General features: G+C 62.5%; 19 protein-coding genes. 11 read left to right on the forward strand and 8 right to left on the reverse strand.

What is annotated here, in order from left to right; all coding sequences use genetic code 11:
- Positions 1-266 precede the first annotated feature (266 nt).
- The gene (locus NQJ30_RS06460; protein ID WP_255769019.1) at positions 267-1,373 is read left to right on the forward strand and encodes a hypothetical protein; all 1,107 of its coding nucleotides are present in this window, start codon (positions 267-269) and stop codon (positions 1,371-1,373) included.
- On the opposite strand, the gene NQJ30_RS06465 is transcribed toward NQJ30_RS06460, so the two are convergent.
- Both NQJ30_RS06465 and NQJ30_RS06470 read right to left on the reverse strand, forming a co-directional pair.
- Entirely contained in the window at positions 1,362-1,874 is a 513-nt protein-coding gene (locus tag NQJ30_RS06465) for a GNAT family N-acetyltransferase (protein WP_255769020.1), read from the reverse strand. The genes NQJ30_RS06460 and NQJ30_RS06465 overlap by 12 nt on opposite strands.
- Entirely contained in the window at positions 1,871-2,152 is a 282-nt protein-coding gene (locus NQJ30_RS06470; RefSeq protein ID WP_255769021.1) for a type II toxin-antitoxin system TacA family antitoxin, read from the reverse strand. Before NQJ30_RS06470 ends, NQJ30_RS06465 begins: the two co-directional genes overlap by 4 nt.
- A 449-nt stretch (positions 2,153-2,601) precedes the next feature.
- Between NQJ30_RS06470 and NQJ30_RS06475 the strand changes: the two genes are divergently transcribed.
- Both NQJ30_RS06475 and metH read left to right on the forward strand, forming a co-directional pair.
- Positions 2,602-3,963 carry a DUF4041 domain-containing protein gene (locus tag NQJ30_RS06475; RefSeq protein ID WP_255769022.1) on the forward strand — a complete coding sequence of 454 codons (1,362 nt, stop codon included), beginning with the start codon at positions 2,602-2,604 and terminating at the stop codon, positions 3,961-3,963.
- Between the two features lie 171 nt (positions 3,964-4,134).
- Positions 4,135-7,785 carry a methionine synthase gene (gene metH / locus NQJ30_RS06480; protein ID WP_255769023.1) on the forward strand — a complete coding sequence of 1,217 codons (3,651 nt, stop codon included), beginning with the start codon at positions 4,135-4,137 and terminating at the stop codon, positions 7,783-7,785.
- A 137-nt stretch (positions 7,786-7,922) separates the two neighbouring features.
- Here the strand turns inward: metH and NQJ30_RS06485 are convergent, their stop codons facing one another.
- The 3 genes from NQJ30_RS06485 to NQJ30_RS06495 form a co-directional block, all read right to left on the reverse strand.
- Positions 7,923-9,599, reverse strand: a complete 1,677-nt coding sequence (locus tag NQJ30_RS06485) for a thiamine pyrophosphate-binding protein (RefSeq protein ID WP_255769025.1) — start codon at positions 9,597-9,599, stop codon at positions 7,923-7,925.
- A complete protein-coding gene (locus tag NQJ30_RS06490; RefSeq protein ID WP_255769148.1) occupies positions 9,596-10,372 on the reverse strand; it encodes a cyclase family protein in 777 nt (258 codons plus the stop codon). Before NQJ30_RS06490 ends, NQJ30_RS06485 begins: the two co-directional genes overlap by 4 nt.
- 94 nt (positions 10,373-10,466) lie before the next feature.
- Positions 10,467-10,865 (reverse strand): RidA family protein, encoded by a 399-nt coding sequence (locus NQJ30_RS06495; RefSeq protein WP_255769026.1) that lies wholly within the window; start codon positions 10,863-10,865, stop codon positions 10,467-10,469.
- Positions 10,866-11,000: 135 nt separating this feature from the next.
- Here NQJ30_RS06495 and NQJ30_RS06500 point away from each other — a divergent pair, with 135 nt between their 5' ends.
- The 8 genes from NQJ30_RS06500 (at position 11,001) to NQJ30_RS06535 (ending at position 20,207) form a co-directional block, all read left to right on the forward strand.
- The gene (locus NQJ30_RS06500) at positions 11,001-11,855 is read left to right on the forward strand and encodes a fumarylacetoacetate hydrolase family protein (RefSeq protein WP_255769027.1); all 855 of its coding nucleotides are present in this window, start codon (positions 11,001-11,003) and stop codon (positions 11,853-11,855) included.
- A gap of 28 nt (positions 11,856-11,883) precedes the next feature.
- Positions 11,884-12,366, forward strand: coding sequence for a cupin domain-containing protein (locus NQJ30_RS06505; protein WP_255769028.1), 483 nt, complete (start codon positions 11,884-11,886; stop codon positions 12,364-12,366).
- Between the two features lie 6 nt (positions 12,367-12,372).
- A complete protein-coding gene (locus tag NQJ30_RS06510; RefSeq protein ID WP_255769029.1) occupies positions 12,373-13,248 on the forward strand; it encodes an acyl-CoA thioesterase in 876 nt (291 codons plus the stop codon).
- A gap of 46 nt (positions 13,249-13,294) precedes the next feature.
- Positions 13,295-14,968 (forward strand): AMP-binding protein, encoded by a 1,674-nt coding sequence (locus NQJ30_RS06515; protein ID WP_255769030.1) that lies wholly within the window; start codon positions 13,295-13,297, stop codon positions 14,966-14,968.
- Positions 14,969-14,982: 14 nt separating this feature from the next.
- Positions 14,983-17,373: a bifunctional salicylyl-CoA 5-hydroxylase/oxidoreductase gene (locus NQJ30_RS06520; protein ID WP_255769031.1), complete on the forward strand. Its 2,391-nt coding sequence runs from the start codon at positions 14,983-14,985 to the stop codon at positions 17,371-17,373.
- Between the two features lie 2 nt (positions 17,374-17,375).
- Positions 17,376-18,743 carry an MFS transporter gene (locus NQJ30_RS06525; protein ID WP_255769032.1) on the forward strand — a complete coding sequence of 456 codons (1,368 nt, stop codon included), beginning with the start codon at positions 17,376-17,378 and terminating at the stop codon, positions 18,741-18,743.
- Between the two features lie 8 nt (positions 18,744-18,751).
- On the forward strand, positions 18,752-19,279 hold the full coding sequence (locus tag NQJ30_RS06530) for an acyl-CoA thioesterase (protein WP_255769033.1): 528 nt from the start codon (positions 18,752-18,754) through the stop codon (positions 19,277-19,279).
- Positions 19,280-19,343: 64 nt separating this feature from the next.
- Positions 19,344-20,207, forward strand: a complete 864-nt coding sequence (locus NQJ30_RS06535; RefSeq protein ID WP_255769034.1) for a PaaX family transcriptional regulator — start codon at positions 19,344-19,346, stop codon at positions 20,205-20,207.
- 6 nt (positions 20,208-20,213) lie between these two features.
- Here NQJ30_RS06535 and NQJ30_RS06540 read toward each other — a convergent pair whose 3' ends face one another.
- The 3 genes from NQJ30_RS06540 to NQJ30_RS06550 form a co-directional block, all read right to left on the reverse strand.
- The gene (locus NQJ30_RS06540; protein WP_255769035.1) at positions 20,214-21,098 is read right to left on the reverse strand and encodes a PaaX family transcriptional regulator; all 885 of its coding nucleotides are present in this window, start codon (positions 21,096-21,098) and stop codon (positions 20,214-20,216) included.
- Between the two features lie 131 nt (positions 21,099-21,229).
- Positions 21,230-21,985: an alpha/beta hydrolase gene (locus tag NQJ30_RS06545; RefSeq protein WP_255769036.1), complete on the reverse strand. Its 756-nt coding sequence runs from the start codon at positions 21,983-21,985 to the stop codon at positions 21,230-21,232.
- A 43-nt stretch (positions 21,986-22,028) separates the two neighbouring features.
- Positions 22,029-22,514, reverse strand: coding sequence for a cupin domain-containing protein (locus tag NQJ30_RS06550; RefSeq protein ID WP_255769037.1), 486 nt, complete (start codon positions 22,512-22,514; stop codon positions 22,029-22,031).
- Positions 22,515-22,589: the final 75 nt, after the last annotated feature.

Consider the following 22,589-nt stretch of genomic DNA (forward strand, 5'->3'; position numbering starts at 1 on the left):
GATGGTCCGAGCGTGAGGGGAAAATAATGATCGGCAGCGTCGACAACTTGCGGGCCATGCATCGCCTTGGTGACAATTGCGAAGCTCACGGGCACCAAGAATGCGCCGACGAGGCCACTTGCTCGGCCCTAAATCGCTGGGCCGCGTCGGAGGTAGACGCATACCAATCGGCTATTCAATTCGAAGCTCCAATAGATGCAGTTGCGCTTCCGGCTGACGGGCCAAATGCGCTAACGCCGACAGCTGACCTCATGGCATGTGCCGCGGTGAACATTCTCAGTGTTCCGTGGACGCACAGCGGCCTCAAACGTATGATCTGGGCTACGTCTTCTTTGGCCCGGTTGGCCGAACGGGGCGTGCCCGCCGATGCGTTCGTACGCACGCATCTGGCCGACCGAATCCGTCGAAAGATTGCACTGCACGTTGCTGTGGCGTGGTCGCATTTTCAGCGTGAAGGCACAATGGACGGTATTCCTCATCAGGCCGCTTCGTGGCTGGCTTTATTCGAAAGAACAGTTGGCTTTAGTAGCTCAGATTCCTCCCGCTCATTTCTGGATGCTCTGATTGCGGCGTCCACGGGAGAGTTCCGGACGGCCGTCGAAGATTGGATCAAGTCGGCCGCCATAGCCCACATTGCTGCCTGGCGTATCGATGATCCCTTGATCGTTAGCGTGCCGGTGGAGGCGCTCGCAGTCAAAGGCGGCCCGGAGGCATCACAGTGGGTGTTTGATCGCTTCACGAAGACCTACATACACGAGTGGCAAAATGAATCTGTTGCTTGGGAACTCAGCTTCGCACTTGCGAGCGAGCAGACGGCCCGGCGAAGTGGAATCGATATGCGGTGGTTGATGGAGCGGCCCCCGTCTGTTGCTCTGTCGGCGAACACTCTGGTCCGTCAACACACTTTGTGGGCCGATGAGCCTGATCTCATCCTCAGTGGCACCTCTGAGTCGCAGTTGATGGAAGACATTCTTCACTTGATCTATGCGAAGGAGATCCGCGGCGCCCAAGAGCTTGCCACGGAAGTCTGTAGTAGAAATCCCGGGAGTTTTGCCTTGAAGCGTCTAAGGGCCTTCACGCTGGTTCCGACGGATCCGAGTTCAGCGCGGATGTTGCTGCTAGGCGACCAGAATACCTCCGAGCCGTGGCTTAGAACGCTGAATTTGGCCTCATGTGCCATTGTGGTCAGAGATTACGTGAGCGCAGGCACCTACCTTTCAGAGTTGGACCTAAGTGAATTCCTACATGAATCTGCGTGGCTCTGGGTGCCAAGTTCACTCCAAAAAGGACACGCTGAAGTCCGGAGTTACCAGGTTGACGCGTGGGTGATGGCTGCACGGGATGTTCTGGAAGCTGGGAAACTATCTAACTAGGAAAGCGTGCCTAACAGCCTTCATCGGAATCATGAGTTGAAGCTCTGCTGCCGGCGATCGAAAGCAGTCAATGCTGCTTTCGTAGAATGCCCTCGCCTTCTCGTCCCGCGCGTGAATGAGGACAGCTCGCGCGCCAACGGACTCGCTGATAGTAGCCGCTCTCATCAGGGCATCCTGGAGGAGCCCCAACCCCAGACCCTGCCCTTGGTACCTCTTGTCTACCGCTAACCGAGCAAGAAGAATGCAGGGAATATCAGACGGCACTCCCCTCTGTGCAACCTGCACGGGGGCGTCTCCCTTAGCAACTCCCGCAACTGCTATGGAATAGAACCCTACGACATTCTGATCAACGCAAGTCACATACGTTATGGCATTGTTGGCACGCAAATTTTCGAAAGCGAAGCGGCGGAACCAATCGTCTAGTTCCGCCGCTCCGGATGAGAAATCGCTACAATCGTCTTCTTTTTCCAGCTTCCGTGGGTCGCCCGGGCTCCTGCTCACTTATCAGGCCCCGAAAAAGGACTCGGAAGGCTGGCCAGAACATCCAACTTCTTTGTGGAAGGCAGAGGCTCGTCGAGTAAGCGGTTGAAGTCCGCCCACTGCGCCTCGTTCAGAATGAACCAGCGCCGATCGGAGAGCACTCGTTCGGCCTCCATGCTCGCGCTTTCAAGAATGAAGTCCGTCATCGACCGGTCGGTGGCTTCGGCGGCACGTCGAATTAGCTTTTCTTGGCGTTCGGTGGCTCGAACTGCGATACGTTGATTTTTTTTGGTTTCCATGGGTTCGCTCCCTTGATGTATGTACATTGTGCGTACAGGAGGCAATCAAAGTCAACTGAAGATGACGTTTGAGTATGTGTTCGCTTGGACGGGCGGCTGACCAATTCCGCCGTCCTGACGGCCCTCTTCGATGTCCCTCCCGGGCGGCGCGGAACAAATGTTATTTGCGCCTCCTAGCTTCCGGACCGGACGTGTGCACCCTGACTGTTATGCCGATGCCGGCGCAGCGCCGTTCCTGTCGCTCCCTGCTGCTACGGTTCGAGCATCATTACTCGACCATTGGGGGGATCATGTCAGACGTGTCATCCGGGCCTGCGCCGGAGCCGGAGAAACCAAAGAGGACGCCTGTTCCATTTGCTAAGCACATCGCATGGGCCTGCGTAGCCCTTCTACTTACCGCATTGCTTGCGACCGCAATCTTTCCGCTGAGTCTTATACCGGCGGGCGGTGTGCTCTGGATCCTGCTAGACGTCCTGAAACAGTACAAGAAGGCTTTTGGTGCACCCGCCGAAGGCTTCGGGATCAGTGCTGAGAACACCTACCGGTCCAGCCTCGGCGCTCCGCCACTCCCGGCCGCGGGGTTGAAGCAGTATGCAGATGAGGTGTACAAGGCGAACGCACATATGCTTGCCGACCTGCAGAGGCTTGGCGCCCTGGACCCCCTGGCCAAGGAACGCCACAACGCCGATCTGATGGCCAGCATCGCTTCGGCGCAGCGGGCGTTGGCGGCGATCAACGCCGAACTGGCCACCGTCCGTGGGGAGGTGCTGGACGTCCGGCAGGTCGCGGATCGCCACAATGTTGGATTCTACGATTACGAGCATCCGGCCGAGACGTCAGTAAAGCTGGCCGATGAACTCGGCGCCGTGCGAGCACGCATCAAAGACAAGCTGCGGGAGAAGACTGCCGTGACTACCGTCTCCGGTTTCACCTTCAACGGCTCAACGAAGGAGGGCGCAAAGTTCGTCCGTGACCTCTCCGCGCTGCTGCTCCGCGCCTACAACGCCGAGGCCGAGAACTGCGTGAAAACGGTGAAAGCCGGAAATCTTCACACCGCGGCCGCCCGACTTGAGAAGGCACGAGAGCAGATCGCCAAGCGGGGGACCATGATTGGTCTCCAAATCACCAATGCCTTCCACTCTTTGCGCGAGAAGGAACTCGAACTCGCTGCCCGTCACCTGGAAGCCGTCGCCATCCAGAAGCAAATGGAAGCGGAAGCCCGAGCCGAAGCCCGCGAAGCGGCCAAAGCGCAGCGCGAGTGGGAAGCGCTGAAGGCCAAGCAGCAGAAGGAAGTGGACCACTACGCCACTGTGCTCGTCCAACTGCAGGCTGCTGGAGATCTTGAAGGTGTGCAGCGTATCCAGGAGCAACTCGAGGAGGCAGAAGCGAAGCTCGCCGATGCCGAAGACAACGCGCTGAACATCCGTGCCGGCTACGTGTACGTTATCTCCAACCTCGGCGCATTCGGTGACGGGGTTGTCAAGATCGGTATGACACGTCGGCTCAACCCGATGGAACGCGTGCGCGAACTAGGCGATGCTTCGGTCCCGTTCCTCTTTGACGTCCACGCGCTGTTCTTTTCTAAGGATGCCGTTGGAATCGAGACGATGTTGCATCAGCACTTTGCCCTCCAACGCGTGAATCTCGTGAACCTGCGGCGGGAGTACTTCTACGCGTCCCCTTCGGACGTGAAAGATGCTCTTGTTGAGCATCACGTAGAACTGGTGGAGTACCAGGAGAAGGCACCGGCCGAGGAGTTCGCCGCATCCAAAGACTTGCGCGAGGCAGCGTTAGTCTCGGCCGCCGTTTAGTCTCGCCTTTGGGTGCTGAACTGGAGTGGACGACGGCGGGAGGTCCGCCGTCGTACATTCAGCGGTTACGCCTCGACAGCTACCGCAGACGGTCTAGGCGTAGCCACCCACTCTCTCGTAGCACACGGACACACAGCGCAACCTTCCGGCCCCCACACGTAACCTGTTTAGATGCCTCGTTTTGCGCTTGATATTGAGTCCGTGCCCCGTCCCGTCCGCGCCCAGGAACTCCTGGATGCAGTGAACCACCGGGTCGTCATTGCCGACGGGGCGATGGGCACCATGCTGCAGGGGAAGGACCTGTCGCTTGAGGACGACTTCCTGGGGCTCGAAGGCTGCAACGAGATCCTCAACGACACCCGGCCGGATGTTCTCGCGGACATCCATGACGCGTACTTCGCCACCGGCATCGACGCCGTGGAGACCAACACCTTCGGCGCCAACTGGTCCAACCTCTCCGACTACGGCATTGATGACCGCATCGAAGAACTCGCCCGCAAGGGCGCAGCGATCGCCCGCGAACGCGCCGAAGCAGCAGAGGAAACCGACGGACGCATGCGCTGGGTCCTGGGCTCCATGGGCCCGGGCACCAAGCTCCCCAGCCTCGGCCACACCACCTACGACTACCTCAAGCAGACCTTCGCCCTGCAGGCCGAGGGTCTCATCGACGGCGGCGCGGACGCGTTCCTCATAGAAACCAGCCAGGACCTCCTGCAGACCAAAGCCGCAGTCAACGGCTGCAAGCAGGCCATCGTCACCCGCGGCATCCGGCTCCCCATTTTCGTCGAGGTGACCGTCGAGACTACCGGAACCATGCTGATGGGCTCCGAAATTGGCGCCGCGCTCACCGCGCTCGAGCCGCTCGGCGTCGACGCCATCGGCCTGAACTGCGCCACCGGGCCGGACGAGATGAGCGAGCACCTCCGCCACCTCTCCAAGCAGTCCTCCGTCGCCATCGCCTGCATGCCCAACGCCGGCCTGCCCGTCCTAGGCCCCAACGGCGCGCACTATCCGCTCTCGCCCACGGAACTCGCCACCGCGCACGAGCAGTTCGTGCGCGAATTCGGCCTCGGCCTGGTGGGCGGCTGCTGCGGTACGACGCCGGAGCACATGGCCGCCGTCGTCGAACGTCTTGCGCCCTTCCGCGCCGCAGCCGCGCCCGCCAGCGCGGACGGCAAGACAGCGCCCGCCCGCACCCCCACCGAGCGCGAAGCCGGCGTCGCCTCCCTCTACCACCACGTGAATTTCGACCAGGAGTCCGCGTACCTCGCCATCGGTGAGCGCACCAACGCGAACGGTTCGAAGGCGTTCCGCCAGGCGATGCTCGAAGAGCGCTGGGACGACTGCGTGGACATCGCCCGCGAGCAGGTCCGCGTCGGCGCGCACCTGCTGGACGTCTGCATCGACTATGTGGGGCGCGACGGCGTCGCGGACATCAAGGAGATCGTCTCGCGTTTCGCGTCGGCCTCCACCCTCCCGCTCGTCATCGACTCCACCGAACCGCCGGTACTGCAGGCCGGGCTCGAACTCATCGGCGGCCGCCCGGTGGTCAACTCCGTCAACTACGAGGACGGCGATGGCCCCACCAGCCGTTTCGCGCGGATCATGCCGCTCGTGAAGGAACACGGCACCGCCGTCATCGCCCTGACCATCGACGAACAGGGCCAGGCACGCACCACCGAGGGCAAGGTGGCCATCGCCTCGCGCCTTGTCGACGCACTGGTGGGCGAATGGGGGATGCGCGTCGAGGACATCATCGTGGACGCCCTGACCTTCCCCATCGCCACCGGCCAGGAAGAAACCCGCCGGGACGGCATCGAGACCATCGAGGCCATCCGCCAGATCACCACCAAGTACCCCGGCATCCAGACCACCCTCGGCGTCTCCAACGTGTCCTTCGGCCTCAACCCGGCAGCACGCATGGCCCTGAACTCGGTGTTCCTGCACGAGGCCGTGCAGGCCGGTCTGACCAGCGGCATCATCGACGCGGCGAAGATCGTGCCGCTCGCCTCCCTGCCGGAGGAACAGCGCAAGGTGGCCCTGGACCTCGTCTGGGACCGCCGCGAATACGACGCCGAAGGCAACACTACCTACGATCCGCTGAACATCATGCTGGACATGTTCGCCGGCGTCGACACCGCTGCGCTCAAGGACCAGCGCGCCGCGGAACTCGCCGCCCTGCCCACCGGCAAGCGCCTGGAGCGCCGCATCATCGACGGCGAAGGCAAGGGCCTCGAAGAGGACCTGGACCTCGCACGCAGCGAAGGCATGACCCCGCTCGGCATCATCAATGACCACCTCCTGGACGGCATGAAGGTGGTGGGCGAACGCTTCGGCGCCGGCGAAATGCAGCTGCCGTTCGTGCTGCAGTCCGCCGAGGTTATGAAGAACGCCGTCGCCCTGCTCGAGCCGCACATGGAGAAGGCGGATTCCTCGGGCAAGGGCACCATGGTGATCGCCACCGTCCGCGGCGACGTGCACGACATCGGCAAGAACCTGGTGGACATCATCCTCACCAACAACGGCTACAAAGTGGTCAACATCGGCATCAAGCAGGGCATCGCCGAGATCATGGCCGCCGCCGAGGAACACAACGCGGACGTGATCGGCATGTCCGGGCTGCTGGTGAAGTCCACCGTGGTGATGAAGGAAAACCTCGCCGAACTCCAGTCCCGCGGCTTGGCCAAGAAATGGCCCATCATCCTCGGCGGCGCAGCCCTGACCCGTGCCTACGTGGAACAGGACCTGGCGGAACAGTTCGAGGGAACCGTCCGGTACGCCAAGGACGCCTTCGAGGGCCTGGCCCTGATGGAGCCGCTGGTGCGCGTTGCCCGCGGCGAGTCCCCTGACGCCGTCGGCCTTCCGCCGCTGAAGAAGCGCATCCACAAGGGCGGCGCGAAGTTCACGGTGACCGAGCCGGAGGCGATGCCCGGACGCTCCGACGTCGCCGCCGACAACCTGGTGCCGTCGCCCCCGTTCTGGGGCACGCGCATTGTGCGCGGCGTGGCGCTGGCCGACTACGCGGCCATGCTCGACGAGCGCGCCACCTTCATGGGGCAGTGGGGGCTCAAGCCCGGCCGCGGCGAGGACGGCGCCTCCTACGAGGAACTGGTGGAACGCGAGGGCCGGCCGCGCCTGCGGTACTGGCTGGACCGCATCCTCGCCGAAGGCATGCTCGACGCGTCCGTCGCCTACGGCTACTTCCCGGTGGTGGCCGAGGGGGAGGACGTGGTGGTGCTGCACCACGGTGAAGATCACGACGGCGTCCTGGGCACCCCCGGTCTCCTCGCCCCCGACGGTGGTTCCGGCGGTCCGATCGGCACCGAGCGGCTGCGGTTCCAATTCCCGCGCCAGCGCCGCGACCGGCACCTATGCCTCGCCGACTTCGTGCGCTCGCGCGAGTCCAGGCAGGTGGATGTGCTGCCGGTGCAGCTGGTTACCGCCGGCTCGAAGATCGATGAGTTCACCTCGAAGCTGTTCGCCGGCAACCACTACCGCGACTACTACGAGCTCAACGGCCTGGTCATGCAGCTCACCGAGTCGCTCGCGGAGTTCTGGCACTCGCGGATCCGCACGGAGCTGGGGTTCGCCGCCGAGGAGCCCAAGGACAAGGCCGGCCTGTTCAAGCTCGACTACCGCGGCGCACGGTTCTCGCTCGGCTACCCTGCGTGCCCGGACATGGAGGACCGCCGCAAGGTGGTGGAGCTGCTCAAGCCCGAGCGGATGGGCGTGGTCCTCAGCGACGAGCTGATGCTGCACCCGGAACAGTCCACCGACGCGTTTGTGTTCCACCACCCGGAGGCGAAGTACTTCAAAGTGTGATTGCTCTGGCTGGGGCCGGCTAAGCCCTGGGTAAGGTGCCACGCAGGGGAAGGAACGCCGATACAAACGACGAAAGGAGGGCCGGATCCGCCAACGTGGATCCGGCCCTTTCAGTTGGATAGCTCAGGCCGCGCCCGTCAGTGGCCTTGAAAAGCCTCAGCAAGCCACCACGAGCCCCCGTCCGAGGCGATTTTGGCATCGATCACGAGAGGGCGGGTTTGGGTTCCTGCCTGAAAGTCCGCTACCCAGTCTCTTACCGGTTCGAGATCCGCTAATGTGCGGACCGTCACGCCTTCGGCGCCGAACCCGCGGGCAATGGCGGCAATGTCAGTCTCGGGGAACGTGACGCTGCCCAGGTCAGGGGAGTTATCCATCTCGGCGAAATGGTGGACTTCCGCCCCATAGGCGTTGTCATTGTAAATAATGCACACCAAGAGCAGCCTGAGGCGGACGGCCGTTTCCAGTTCGCTGATTCCCATGAGAAACCCGCCGTCGCCGGCGCCGAGGACCGGTAGCCGGGTGGGCTGGGCAATCGCTGCTCCGATGGCAGTGTAGAGGCCGAGACCGACGGCCTGGAATGCCTGGGTAAAGCAGAAGCCAAACTCGTCGGGAACCGACAGGTACTGGCTCGGATATCCCATGAAGTTTCCGGAATCTACGGAAACGATCCTTTCGGCAGGAAGGATGGAATCCAGTTCACGGCTGAGCACACGAGGATCAATCGAGCTGGTCGTGGAAAGATCCGGTGTCTCCACATCGCGCCAGCGGGATGCCTGTTTGATGGCAAGGGCATTGTCTTCGGTGCGGAACTTCTCCTCAGGAACCGGTTGGACAGATATGAGCTCGGAGAGAACATCGTCGGCAGTCAAAGCCGAATCTCCCAAGATTCCCAGCGAAATCTTCCGGTTGGCGCCCAAGGACGCATCCTCAACATCGACCTGCACAACATTGGCGTCCGGAGAGATCAGGCGCCCGTGCCGCATGGTCCACATGTTCAACGTGCAGCCCCATCCGACGATGAGGTCCGCCCGGCTGATCAGTTCGGCAGTGAGTGGTGAAGAGAAGCCACCCGAGATGCCGAGGTTGAAAGCGGCTCCATTAAACAGTCCGTTGGCGACGGCCGAAGTGGCTACCAATGCCCCGGCATGCTCAGCCAACTCGAGTATGGCGTCCCTGGCACCGCGGCCGCCGCGACCGGCCACAAAGACAGGACGCTCGGCCTTCTTAATGAGCTGAACCAGTTGCTTGACCATTGCTGGATCGGGACGGAGCCGTGCGGGTTCCTGAAGTTCCGCGGCGCCCACATTGTCTGGAGCAGACGCTGACTGCACGTCCAAAGGCAGACTCAGCACCACTGTCCTGCGCTCATTTACCGCTGTGCGGTACGCACGGACCGTATCGGCCACCGCAGATTCGGGAGAATGGATTCGTTCGGCCACCGCGCCGACACTGCGGGCGAGCCCGTCCTGATCGATCTTGAAGTTGGACCGGACCGCAGCGCCCTGTGTATCGGCCGTTAGTACGATCATCGGAGTCCGGCTCTTCGCGGCTTCACCGACGCCGGTAATAGCGTTGGTCAGGCCGCAGCCCTGATGCGTAGTGACCACGCCTACCTTGCCCGACATCCGCCCGTAGGCGTCCGCCATCGTGGCCGCACCGCCCTCGTGCCTTGCTGCTGTGTACGGAACACCTTCTTGAACCAGCGTGTTCGTGACATCGAAGTTGCCGCTACCCACCACGCCAAAGACATGGCCCACGCCAAGTTTGGCCAGTGTCTGGCCGACGAGGGTCGAAACACGCACGTCCCCGCTCATGACCGTTCCACCAAGGCGTACACACGTGCCGGGCTCCCGGTTCCACCGACAATGGGAAGCGGCGCGACTGTGATCATGGCTCCGACAACGGGGAGCTTTTCCACGTTCCGCAGAGACGTTAGCCCGTATTTATCGGCCCCCAAGAGGTATTCATGAGCCGGGAACACTGGGTCAAAAGTGCCTGCCTGTCCAGCATCAATTCCAACGGTTTCGACGCCAAATCCGCTGATACTGTCGTGCTCTGCGAGCCATTTAGCTCCACGCGCGGACACGCCCGGGGTGTGGGGTCCGGCTCCATCAGCGTTGATGAAGTCAGCGGTGCTGCCGCCGCGGCAGGACCACCCTGTCCTGTAGATTACCCAGCAGTTCGCCGGAAACGCACCGTGTTCGCGTTCCCATGCCTCTAAATCCTCAGGCTCAAGCAGAAAATCAGGGTTCTGCTCCGCTTCCGTGGTCTTGTCAATGACGACCAGCGGACCGACAAGGCGTGAAGGTTCTATCTCATCTACTGATTTGCCGTCTTTTCCGGAGATCCAATGCACGGGGGCGTCCAAATGAGTGCCCGCGTGTTCACCCACTGAGACGTCGTTCCACGCCCACGCGGGGCCCACCTGATCGTAATGGCTCACGGGCGAGAGGCTGAGCCCGACTGTGTTGGCAAACGGATCGGGAAGGCTCAGAACCGGTGTCTCGCTGGATAACGGCGTGGTCAGGTCAACGAGTTGTATCGAACCGTCGGCGAGAGCTCCCGCGAGCCCTGATAGTACAGACATATATTTTCTCCTTATTACCGCGGGCCGCGGATGATTGATGCCCTGTTCCTGAAGCATGCCATCAGGCTGTCACCTCACGGCCCGTGTTCAGGTACTAGCGCTGCGGGATTACCGCGATGCCTTGGATTTCGATCATGGCCTCTTTTTGCCACAGCCGCGTGACGCCGATGCCGGCCATGGCGGGGTACTCCGTGCCCGCCATTTCGCGCCAGATCCGCCCAATTTCACGGCCGTTGGCCATGTAGTCGTCAACGTCCGTGAGATAGATGGTCACGGTGACGAGGTCCTCTGGCTGTCCGCCAGCCTCACGCAGGGTGGTGAGCACATTGGAAAATGCCTGCGTGAACTGTTCCACGATGCCTCCGGGAACGATTTTCATGTTCTTGTCCAAGGCAGTTTGACCGCCCAGGAACACGGTGTTGTCGGCAAGCACGCCGTGCGCGTAGCCCGATGGTTTAGGCAATGATGCGGGGTTGATCGTCTTGTGGCTCATGCTGTTCCTCCTCGTTGTTGCAAGTGCAAAAACTTCTGAAATGCCTCTGTGCAGATCATTTCCGCCGTGCTACATTGAGGATATGTGACGATCGCAAAAAAGTCGACATATAGTTTTCCTGAAGGGACACCAGTAATGAAACTTGCCACCTTGCGCACCGCCACCGGAGGTACGACGGCAGCGCTCGCCACGGACGCTGGTTCGTATCTTCAGTTGCCGGCCAGCGATGTCGGGGCCCTCATGGCTCAACCGGAATGGCGGAGCATCGTGGAGGTGGCCGCTGCATCGGCGGAGCAAACCGCCACTGCGGCCGCTGACGCTGACTTTGCCCCGCTACTGCCCCGTGCCGGGAAAGTAATCTGCTGCGGTCTGAACTACGGGGACCATATCGAGGAAATGGGGCGGGATATGCCCGAACACCCCACGCTTTTTGCCAAGTATGCAGACACCCTGCTGGGCGCATCCGACGACGTGGAAGTCCATGGCAGCGGCCGGGTGGACTGGGAAGCCGAGCTGGCTGTCGTTGTCGGTTCTAACCTGTTCCGTGCAGACCAGGACCAGGCGCAGGCAGCCATCGCCGGATACACGGTTGCCAACGACGTCTCCATGCGGGACTGGCAAAACCGGACCCTGCAGTGGTTCCAGGGAAAGGCCTTCGACCACACCACTCCGGTGGGACCCGTCATGCTGACCGCGGATGAGGTCGACGGCGACTTCGATGTCCGTGGCTACGTCAATGGCGAGCTCGTACAACAGGGGAACACCAGCACGTTGGTGTTCGGCCCGGCACAGCTCCTGTCCTACATCTCGCAGTTCACCATCCTGCGACCAGGCGACCTGGTACTCACCGGAACGCCCGGGGGAGTGGGGATGGGAATGACCCCGCCCCGTTTCCTGAAGGACGGCGACGTCCTCGTCACGGAAATCGATGGCATAGGCAGGCTGGAAAACCAGTTTCGTATCCACGCCCCCGTATCCGTCAACACGTAGTTCCACACCAACTGATTAGGAGCGACCCATGAGCCAGACCACCATCGAATACCGCCTCGAAGGCGACAATTCCATCTACGCGCAGGCTGACGGCAAGGTCATCCCCGTCGTCACCCGCGCCGGCGAGGAAGACACCAACACAGCGCAGTCCGGCGACTGCATCCGCGTCTCCGGAGTAAGCATCCAGCACACTCCGGCAACCAAGATCTGGTTCGGGCAGGTCTCTAACATTCCCGGCTACCGCTCGCTGCCGCACCATCACGGCGAGGCCGAGACCGGCGGCTACGTGCTCCGCGGCCACGGTCGCATCTACTTCGGCGAGAACTACCAGGAGTTCCTCGACATGAAAGCCGGCGACTGGGTATTCGTGCCGCCGTTCATGCCCCACGTAGAAGCCAACATGTCCTTGACCGAAGAGCTGGTCTGGCTCACCGCCCGTACGCCGGAGAACCTCGTGGTCAACCTTGAGGACGTCGCCGACGAAACCCTCGCCGGTTACCGGAGGGCCTAGAACGCCATGGTCACTGGAACCCTGACCTCCGAGACCTTCCTCAAGGCCGTCGAACTTACGCCCGTTGAAGCCGAAGTCTTCGACGAAGCCTACGAAGCAACCACCCAGTATGTGCCGTGGCCCAAGGCGTACGGCGGGGACATGGTCGCCCAAGCCGCAGCCGCGATGATGCGCTCGGTGGACACTGACAGGCAGCTCCACTCCATGCACAGCTACTTCATGCGACCGGTCGATATCGGATCGACCGTCCGCTACGAAGTGGAGCGTCTGCGCGACGGGCGCGGGTACTCCACCCGCACCGTCCGAGGCTTCCAGAACGGCAAGCCGGTCTACGCCGCGATGGGTTCCTTCCAGGTCCCCGAAGACGGAACCGACTTCCAGACCGAGGCTCCCGCCGCCGTCGAACCCGCGTCGCTGCGTTCCGCCGCGGAGGTGCTGCGGGACACGACCGCAAGTCCAGCAACAGAGTATTGGTCCACGGGGCGCAGCTTCGACATGCGCCATATTCCCGGGCCGGTCTACGTCGAGCTTGAGGGCGGTTCTGTGCCGCAGCAAGCCATCTGGGTTAAGGCCTTCGATACGCTGCCCGACGACGCGGACCTCCACCGCACCGCCCTTGCCTACGTTTGCGATTACACGATCCTGGAGCCGCTGCTCAGGATCAACGGTCTTAACTGGTCCAGCCCGGGGCTTGCCACGGCGAGCCTTGACCACTCCATGTGGTTCCACCGCGACGGCCGGGCCGATGATTGGGTTCTCTACGCTCAAGAGGCAATTTCCGGCCAAAGCAACAGGGGCCTGGCCATGGGCCGCTTCTTCGACCGGCAGGGCAGGCTCCTCGCCACGGTCGCCCAAGAGGGCATGATTCGGGCCGGCGCCTAAAACACCGCCCATCAGCTTCAACGACGCACTACAGAAAGGAACGGCCATGACCATGATGCCCTCGGCACACGTCGACACGTTCACCCGTGACCACTTGCCGCCCGCCGAGACGTGGCCGGCGCTCGAGTTCACCCTCCCGGAACTCCATTACCCGGAACGGCTTAACGCTGCCACCGTGCTGATCGACGACGCCGTCGAGACGTTCGGCGCAGACCGGCCGGCCCTCAGGACTCCAGACGGCGCTGTCTGGACCTACGGACAGCTGCAGAAGCGCTCCAACCAAGTGGCCCAGGTCCTCGCGGAGGACCTGGGCGTCGTGCCCGGGAACCGCGTGCTGCTGCGCGGCCCCAACAACCCTTGGACCGTCGCTGCCTGGCTTGGCGTGCTGAAAGCAGGGGCTGTGGTTGTTACCACCATGCCAATGCTGCGCTCCAGCGAGGTATCTACTCTGATCCAGCTGACACAGCCGGTAGTCGCGATCTCCGATCACCGCTTCTTGGACGAGCTGGCGGTAGCTGCAGGGGATGACCTCACCGTCCTGACCTATGGAGGGCACGACGGCGACGATCTAGCCGCGCGCTGCCAGGCCAAAAGCGGGGAATTCACGGCTGTTGACACTGCCGCGGACGACGTCGCCCTGTTGGGGCCGACGTCGGGCACCACCGGTGTGCCGAAGGTGACCATGCACTTCCACCGGGACATCCTGGCGAACGCGGACACCTTCGCCCGCTACATCCTGGAGCCCACTGCGGACGACGTTTTCGCCGGTTCGCCTCCCCTTGCCTTCACATTCGGGCTCGGGGGATTGGTCGTCTTTCCGCTGCGGTTTGGTGCGTCGTCGCTCCTGACCGAAAAGGCCGGCCCGGTGGAACTCGCCGAGAACGCGGCGGCCGCCGGCGCCACCATCCTCTTCACAGCGCCCACGGCGTACCGTGCCATCCTCAAGGAAAATCGCGGCGACCTGCTTCGCAGCCTGCGCGTCGGAGTTTCCGCCGGGGAGCACCTGTCAAAGGAAACGTGGGAAGCGGTGCATGAGGCCACAGGTTTGCGCCTGGTCAACGGCATCGGTGCCACTGAAATGCTGCACGTCTTCATTTCAGCCGCCGGAGACGAGATCCGCCCCGGCACAACAGGTCGAGCTGTCCCAGGTTTCAGGGCCACAATCCTCGACGAGGAAGGCAACGAGCTCGGCCCGGGCAACATCGGCCGCTTGGCCGTCATCGGTCCCACCGGTTGCCGCTACCTCGATGACCCACGGCAGGCAAACTACGTGGTCGGCGGCTGGAACGTCACCGGCGATACGTTCTCCATGGACGAGGACGGGTACTTCACATACCAGGCCCGCTCGGACAACATGATCGTCTCCTCCGGCTACAACATCGGTGCTCCCGAGGTTGAGGCCGCAATCGACCAGCACCCGGATGTGGTGGAGAACGCGGTAATCGGCCGACCAGATCCTGATCGCGGCAGCATCGTGTGCGCGTTCGTCGTCCTGCGCGAAGGCGTCATCGGAGACGCCGTAAAACGCAAGGAAATCCAGGACTTCGTGAAGCAGACCATCGCCCCGTACAAGTATCCGCGGGACGTCCGCTTCGTCACCGGACTGCCACGCAATCCCAGCGGCAAACTCCAGCACTTTAAGCTCCGCGACGGCCTCCTCAACGAGGACCCGACGAACAAAACACAACAACTTACCACCGCCGGCCAGAGCCAGGCCTAAGAAGGAGCATCACCATGAAGATCGCAATCGTTGGAGGCGGCCCCGGCGGTCTCTACTTCGCAGCATTGATGAAGCAGCTGGACCCGTCACACGACATCACCCTCTGGGAACGCAACGCTGCCAGCGACACCTTTGGCTTCGGCGTCGTCTTTTCCGACGAGACACTCGGCGGCATCGGCAACGCAGACCCTGTGGTGGCCGAGTACATGAGCCGTCGCTTCGCCCGCTGGTCCGACATCGACATTCACTTCCGCGGCGAGATGATCACCGTCGGCGGTCAGGGCTTTGCTGCCATGAGCCGCAAGGAACTGCTGGAGCTGCTGCAGCGCCGCTGCATCGAACTGAACGTCGACGTGCGGTTCAGCACTCTGGCCCCGGTCATCGAGGAACTCGAAGCGAACTACGATCTTGTCCTCGCTGCAGACGGCATCAACTCCCAGATCCGCGCCAAATACGCCGACTCCTTCCAGCCGGACCTGGACCCCCGCACCAACAAGTTCATGTGGCTCGGAACGGACCAGGTGTTCGAGGCCTTCAAATTCTTCGTGAAGGAAACCGAGTGGGGCGTCATGCAAATCCACGGCTACCCGTACTCGGATGAGGGCTCCACGTTCATCGTGGAAATGCACGATGACGTGTGGCACGCTGCGGGCTTCGACGAGACTGCCAGCGAGATCTTTCCCCCCGGTGTTTCGGATGAGAAGGCAATCGCCAAGATCCGGGAGATCTTCGCCGAGGAACTGGACGGCTACGAGGTCCTTTCCAACAACTCCAAGTGGATCAACTTCACCACCGTCCGCAACCAGAGTTGGCGCAAAGGCAACGTGGTGCTGCTCGGCGACGCCGCCCACACCGCGCACTTCTCCATCGGCTCAGGCACCAAACTCGCCATGGAAGATTCTCTGGCCCTGGCTGCCTGCCTCCACGAGCACTCCGATGTTGAGTCTGCACTGGTGGCCTACGAGGCCGAGCGCCGGCCCGTGGTCGCCTCCACCCAGCGTGCCGCGCAGGCGTCGCTGGAGTGGTTCGAGCGGATCGGGCAGTACAAGGACCAGGACCCCACACAGTTCGCGTTCAACCTGCTCACCCGCAGCCGCCGCATCACGCAGGAGAACCTGCGCCTGCGCGACCCGGAGTTCGCCCAAGCCGTGGACCAAAACTTCGCCGAGTCCCAGGGCCTCACCGAGGTCGCACCAGCCATGTTCCAGCCATTCCGTGTTGGCGGGTTGGAGCTAAAGAACCGCATCGTGGTCTCACCGATGGACATGTACTCCGCGGTTGACGGCGTTCCGGGCGACTTCCACAAAGTCCACATTGGTTCCAAGGCGCTCGGTGGCGCCGGCCTGGTGATGACCGAAATGGTCTGCGTCTCCGCAGCCGGCCGCATCACACCCGGCTGCAGCGGCCTGTACACCGACAGCCAGCGGGACAGCTGGAAGGAAATCGTGGATTTCGTCCACGCCCACTCGACAGCCAAGATCGGTGCCCAGTTGGGCCACTCCGGCCGCAAGGGTTCCACCAAGCTCATGTGGGACGGCATCGATCAGCCCCTAGAATCCGGCAACTGGGTGACTGTCGGACCGTCCGCGCTGCCCTACGGCCCGGAAAACCAGACGCCCGCCGTGCTGGACCGCGCAGGCATGGAAGCCATCAAGGAAGAGTTCGTCGCCTCCACCCTCCGCGCCGAGCAGGCAGGCTTCGACCTCCTGGAAATCCACGCCGCCCACGGCTACCTGCTGTCATCCTTCCTCTCCCCGGTATCCAACAAGCGGACGGACGAATACGGTGGCAGCCTGGAGAACCGGCTGCGGTTCCCGCTGGAAGTGTTCGACGCCGTCCGCGCGGCTTGGCCGGCAGCCAAGCCTGTGACGGTTCGCATCTCCGCCACAGACTGGATCGAAGGTGGCAACACATCCGACGATTCCGTCGAGATCGCCCGGGCCTTCGTCACCCACGGCGCTGCCGGTCTGGACATTTCCACCGGCCAGATAGCCAAGGAAGAGAAGCCCGCCTTCGGCCGCAGCTACCAAACCCCCTTCGCTGACCGCATCCGTCAGGAAGTAGCCGAGCCGGCAGGAGCCGCCGTGATCGCCGTCGGCGCGATCTCCAGTTACGACGACGTGAATTCAATCCTCCTGGCAGGCCGCGCAGACCTCATCGCCCTGGGCCGGACCCACCTCTACGATCCCCAATGGACCCTGCACGCTGCCGCTGAACAGGAATACCAGGGCCCCGGCGCTGCCTGGATTCCGCAGTTCCGCGCCGGCCGCCGCAAGCCGCCGAGCACCCGCACCGACGCTGTCCGTCCACGGCTGTCCCTTTTGAAGGAACAGGATTCCGACGCGGCCAACACCCACATGCGCTGGACACCCGCTTCCGCCGCCGCCTCGCTGTTGGTGAAGTAGCCATGGCCACCCCTACCGTCAACGATTGGAAAGTTCCGACGCGCACGACCGGCCTGGTGCTGTTCTGCTGCTGGCTCGCGATCCTCGCTGAAGGCTACGACGTCGGCGTCCTCGGAGCAGTACTGCCTGCGCTCGCCGAATACAAGGAATGGAGCCTCAGCCCGCTGCAATTGGGCGGACTGGGATCCTATGCTCTGATCGGCATGCTTATCGGTGCACTGTTCATCGGCACGCTGAGCGACCTCGTCGGCCGCAAAAAAATGCTCATCGCCTCCATGCTGATCTTCTCCCTCACCCAGGCAGGTGCAGCTTGGGCGCCGACACCTGAGCTGTTTGGACTGTTCCGGCTGGTGGGAGGTCTGGGCATGGGCGGCGTGATCCCTGTGGCAGCAGCGCTGACCATCGAATATTCGGCCCCGAACAAACGCTCTTTCAACTATGGCCTCATGTACTCCGGATATTCACTGGGCATCGTGGCAGCCGCTCTGGCCGCACTGTTCGTGCTGCCCACCGGGGGATGGCGTGCCGTGATCTTCATTGGTGCTGTGCCGGTGCTTCTGGTGCCGGTGCTTTGGAAATTCCTCCCGGAATCCCTCGAATTCCTTGAGTCCAAGGGCCGGAAAGCGGAGGCCAAGGCTCTCGCTGCCAAGCTGCAGATCACCGACTACATTCCGGTTGTCCCAGTGGCTAGCCTGGAGCCGGGCTCGTCCCCGGATCCGTGGTGGAAGACCATAACGACGATGTTCTCACCCACCTATCTGCGTTCCACCGTGTTTTTCTGGATCTCGCTGTTTTGTGGCCTGCTGCTCGTCTACGGTCTGAACACTTGGCTGCCGAGCATCATGAAGAAGGCCGGCTATGACCTCGGCTCATCTCTCACGTTCCTGTTGGTCTTCAGCCTTGCATCCGCCATCGGTGGCCTTATCCTGGGACGTGCAGCGGATAGGTACGGCAAGAAGCTCATCCTGGTGGTGTTCTACATCCTGGGCGGCCTTGGCATCATGCTGCTTATTTTTCCGAACACCATGGTGGTCAACCTGCTGTTCGTGGCCTTCGCCGGCATCGGTTCCATCTCCACATCGCTGGTGCTCACGGGATACATCGCCGACTACTACCCGGCCAACGTCCGCGGCACCGCCACCGGCTGGGCCTTAAGCTTCGCGAGGCTTGGTGCCATCTCCGGTCCTTTGATAGGCGGCTGGATTGCTGGATCCAACCTGCCGTTTGAGGCGAACTTCGTGATCTTCGCGGGCATCGCGATGCTGGCGGCAGGTGCCGTTGTGATGATTCCCAAGCCCAAGTCCGCACCCTCCATACCAGCTCTCAGAGGGGACCCGAACGAAGAGAACAGCGCTCTCGAGGCGCGCTAAGGAGAACCATGGATCACCCTGGCATGCTGGAGAACCCCTCCATGGAGACACTCTCCCCGGGAAGTGCCGAGTTTCCGGAAGCGACGGTCGAGCGCACCGTCGAGTGGGTGGATACCGACGCCTCCGGTCACCAGCACAATTCGGCCATCCTCCGATGGGTCGAGGCCGCCGAGGCCGAGCTCTTCAGAAATCTTGCACAGCCCGGGTATTTCCCCAGCGCACCCCGGGTCCAGCAATTAATCAACTACAAGGCCAAGCTCTGGTTCGGCCAGCGCGTCACTGCCACGGTAAAAATCCGCGCGCTCGGCCGGACCTCGCTGACGATGGCTTTCGAGGTCCGCGGGTTCACGGCTGGCAGTCCCGGCGCAGGCACCAGCGACGCCGGCACTGACGATGGCGGCACTGTGGCCGCAACCGGGACAGTAACCACGGTGTACGTCCCCCAGGGCGCTGCCGCCGCAGAACCGTGGCCGGCGGACTTTGTCCGGGCCGTCCGCGGCGGTAGCGGCAGAGGGCCCGGCACTGGTTTAGTTTGATCGCCAATCAACTGCAGGCCCTCGTAATCCCGGGGGCCTGCAGGAATCCAGGTTAGAGGTGTTCATGGCTCCAGAAAATGCCGGTACCGAAGCACTCCCCATGCCCAGACACCAGGACATAATCGTGACGGTGTTCGGCCTGTACGCCCGCGACGACCGGGGAGCGTTCGCCGTTTCGGATCTGATCACGCTCTTGAGCGACCTCGGAGTTGAATCAGGAGGGGTACGTTCCTCCGTCTCCCGGCTCAAGAAACGCGGTGTTCTGGAAAGTCTGAGGCAAGACCGCTCCGCGTCATACAGGCTGGCGGCCGGCCTGGAGGACGTTTTCCGTGCAGGTGACGAGCGTATCTTCGCCCGACGTAGAGCGACAGTGGATGACGAATGGATCCTGACATCATTCTCGGTTCCGGAGTCGCAGCGACATCTTCGCCACAGGCTGCGTACGATCCTGACGAGGATCGGCTGCGGCCAGGTGGCGCCCGGACTATGGATCGCGCCCGGAAATCTGGCATCCGAAATCAGCCCGCAATTGGAACGCGCTGGCCTGGCCGGCTACGTGGATCTCTTTCAAGGTGCGCACCTGATGGCCGGCGGGATCCGCCACAAAGTTGGCCAGTGGTGGGATCTCCCTGCCCTTGACGCCCTGTACGCGGACTTCATTGAACTCAACAGGCCAGTGCTGGATCGTTGGGAGCAATGCCCTAACACCTCTGATGGCTGCCAAGAAAACCGCAGGCAGGCGTTCGTCGACTATGTTCCCCTGGTGACACAGTGGCGTCGACTGCCATACATGGATCCAGGGCTGGCTGAGGAATATCTTCCGAAGGATTGGTCAGGTCTCGCAGCTGAGGCACTCTTCACCAAACTGCGCGAGTTGCTCGGACAACAGGCCGAACGCTATGCGCACTCCGTCATCGGCCGGTCGTAGGCGGTACTAATGAGTTACGAGCCGGTCGCGGCCGTGGATGAGTTCCTCGGCGTAGGCGGCCGCCAGGGGAGCGGCAAGCCGGTGGATGGCTTGGAACGTCTGTCGGACTAAGGGGCCGCGCCAGTTTTCCGGCAGGTACTCCAGCGGCAGGTTGGGGTCCCGATAAGGAAAGCGGCGCCATACGGTCAGCATCGGTACGTAGAACTGGAACGCGTACCGTCGGAGTTCGGCCGAGGATTCGGCCAGCGCGGCTTCCGGATTGTCGCCCACCAGACCCGACCAGAGTTCTCCTGCGCCCTCGTAAAGTGCCAGGAATTCGCCGAACTGCTCATCAATGGCTTGCAGGTCCCACCATTCTGCGATCTTAGGCCGCATGGGTCCATCAAAGAGGTAATCGCTCTTGAACAAATCCACGTACTGCATGAGTCCGCGCGAGGCGAGCCGCTCCCGGGCCTGGTCCAGGATCTGGTGTGGGGCGATCCATACGCCCGAGGCTACGCATCCAAAACCGAGGGCGGACAATTCCGTGCGCAGTTGGTGGCGCCGGTTCCGCAGGGATTCCGGGACGGAGAAGACTGCCATCACCCAGGCGTCCAGCGGGGTGGCCCGTTCCGGCGCGAAAATCCTTCGGTCCCCTTCGCGGAAGACGTCCATGACGGAATCGGAGAGTTCGTATTTTGCCACACCGTCCCTGCGGACGCTCTTGAGGACGCCTTTGGCTTTCAACCGGGAGACGGAGGACCGGACGCCGGGAGCGTCATAGCCGAGCGTTCCCAGCATGGAGATCAATACCGACACCGGCAGGGCGTCTCCGGAGCCGCGGCCGTAGAGGCCGTAGATGGTGACAATGAGTTGCTGGTGGCGCACCGGTGGTGCGGGGACAGCCAACATGGGTTAAGCCTCGTTTCTGCGCCCGGGGTGAGGCGGCTTTCATCTTCATCATAGGGCGGGCGCCGCCGGGCTCGGCGGTGAGCCCGGCGGTAGCGGGTCCCCGCACCCTTGCTGCGGGGACCCGATTTTCGCTAGCGCGTTCCCTGCGCCACCATCCATGCGGCTGCGGCCGCCCAGTGCGATGCGGACGGATCGATCGCCGCCAGGTGGTCCATGCCTTCGACTTCCCGGTAATCGACCTGGTCGCCGGCGGCGCGGGCTGCCCTGACGAAATCACGGCTGTGACCGACGGGCACCCGTGCGTCGACATCGCCGTGGAGCACCAGAACTGGACGGCCGAAAGGCAGCTGCCGCAGTGGTGATGCTGCGGCGTACTCGGATGACAGATCAGCAGCGCGGGCACCCATGAAAGCGACAGCGGCGTCCTCGCCGAGCCTTTCGTCATCGACCCTGGACACGTCGGTCACCGGGGCCAGAGCGACGACGGCGTCGGCTGCCGCAGCGTTCAATAGGGCCAACTGGCCGCCGACGGAGTGTCCGACGGCGACAAAGGGAACCGCGCCGTTCCAGTTCCTCCAGTGTTTCCGGACCAGAGCCATGGCCTGCGCCACATCCTGTCCTGTGTCAGGCCACCCCCCGCCATTGCCCATTCTGCGGTACTCGACGTTGGCCACGGCCATTCCACGACGCAGCGTATCGGCCACCAGCGTATCCATCAACGTGAGGTCGAAACGGTCACGCCAGTAGCCGCCGTGGATCAGGACGGCCACGGCGGGAGGCCGTCCTGTGCCGGTGGGCAGGTGGAAATCCACAAACTGCGGTTCCGCATCTCCATACGCAATTCGCTGGCGTCCTGTTTGTGACGACTCTAAGGACGTCGATGTCATGATGGCCTCCTTGCCCGGTCACAGCGCGCGGCTCGGTCGGTTGTCAGGCGCCCGGAACTGAACCCTGCGGCAGGAAGTCCACACCGCGTAATGCGGACCGGCGGACAACCTCGTCCGGGTCGGACAGGTTGTGCAGTTCGTCGAACAGCTGTGCGAGCTGACCAGACGGGCTCACCCAGAAGAGGGCCTTCGCTGCAGCGTCCGCCTTGTTGAAGTAGGCATGCGCCAGCCCCATAGGCATCCGGACGGTGTCTCCAGGACCGGCGCTCATCCACTCGCCATCGAGGTACAGCGTGTAAACGCCCTCAAGGACATGGATGTGCTCGTCCTGGGTGGGGTGAACGTGAGGCGGAACGCCGGTTCCGGTTGGGTCGAGCGACAGCCACGCAAAACTCGTTTCGCTCTCTACCTTCGACAGGTACGTATGGCCGAGTACGTTCCAGGTCTTGTTGCCCATAGCCTCGCTGGCAAGGGTGATTCCTTTTTCCAAGCGGCCGAGAACAATTTCCTGATCCTGCTGCGGTTCCATAGTGACTCCTTACTTGGCTCTAATACTGACAGCGTCAGCCTGACAGATTCGCTCGCAGATGTATAGACTCTATTG

Source organism: Pseudarthrobacter sulfonivorans, from assembly GCF_024391045.1.
Taxonomy (GTDB): Bacteria; Actinomycetota; Actinomycetes; order Actinomycetales; family Micrococcaceae; genus Arthrobacter; species Arthrobacter sulfonivorans_B.

Excerpts from the sequence above, each read along its gene's own strand:
- NQJ30_RS06540 (WP_255769035.1), bottom strand. The coding sequence starts at position 21,098 with ATGTTGGCTGTCCCCGCACCACCGGTGCGCCACCAGCAACTCATTGTC.
- metH (WP_255769023.1), top strand. The coding sequence starts at position 4,135 with ATGCCTCGTTTTGCGCTTGATATTGAGTCCGTGCCCCGTCCCGTCCGC.
- NQJ30_RS06485 (WP_255769025.1), bottom strand. The coding sequence starts at position 9,599 with ATGAGCGGGGACGTGCGTGTTTCGACCCTCGTCGGCCAGACACTGGCC.
- NQJ30_RS06530 (WP_255769033.1), top strand. The coding sequence starts at position 18,752 with ATGGATCACCCTGGCATGCTGGAGAACCCCTCCATGGAGACACTCTCC.
- NQJ30_RS06470 (WP_255769021.1), bottom strand. The coding sequence starts at position 2,152 with ATGGAAACCAAAAAAAATCAACGTATCGCAGTTCGAGCCACCGAACGC.
- NQJ30_RS06545 (WP_255769036.1), bottom strand. The coding sequence starts at position 21,985 with ATGACATCGACGTCCTTAGAGTCGTCACAAACAGGACGCCAGCGAATT.
- NQJ30_RS06505 (WP_255769028.1), top strand. The coding sequence starts at position 11,884 with ATGAGCCAGACCACCATCGAATACCGCCTCGAAGGCGACAATTCCATC.
- NQJ30_RS06520 (WP_255769031.1), top strand. The coding sequence starts at position 14,983 with ATGAAGATCGCAATCGTTGGAGGCGGCCCCGGCGGTCTCTACTTCGCA.
- NQJ30_RS06490 (WP_255769148.1), bottom strand. The coding sequence starts at position 10,372 with ATGTCTGTACTATCAGGGCTCGCGGGAGCTCTCGCCGACGGTTCGATA.
- NQJ30_RS06515 (WP_255769030.1), top strand. The coding sequence starts at position 13,295 with ATGACCATGATGCCCTCGGCACACGTCGACACGTTCACCCGTGACCAC.
- NQJ30_RS06500 (WP_255769027.1), top strand. The coding sequence starts at position 11,001 with ATGAAACTTGCCACCTTGCGCACCGCCACCGGAGGTACGACGGCAGCG.
- NQJ30_RS06510 (WP_255769029.1), top strand. The coding sequence starts at position 12,373 with ATGGTCACTGGAACCCTGACCTCCGAGACCTTCCTCAAGGCCGTCGAA.
- NQJ30_RS06535 (WP_255769034.1), top strand. The coding sequence starts at position 19,344 with ATGGCTCCAGAAAATGCCGGTACCGAAGCACTCCCCATGCCCAGACAC.
- NQJ30_RS06495 (WP_255769026.1), bottom strand. The coding sequence starts at position 10,865 with ATGAGCCACAAGACGATCAACCCCGCATCATTGCCTAAACCATCGGGC.
- NQJ30_RS06550 (WP_255769037.1), bottom strand. The coding sequence starts at position 22,514 with ATGGAACCGCAGCAGGATCAGGAAATTGTTCTCGGCCGCTTGGAAAAA.
- NQJ30_RS06525 (WP_255769032.1), top strand. The coding sequence starts at position 17,376 with ATGGCCACCCCTACCGTCAACGATTGGAAAGTTCCGACGCGCACGACC.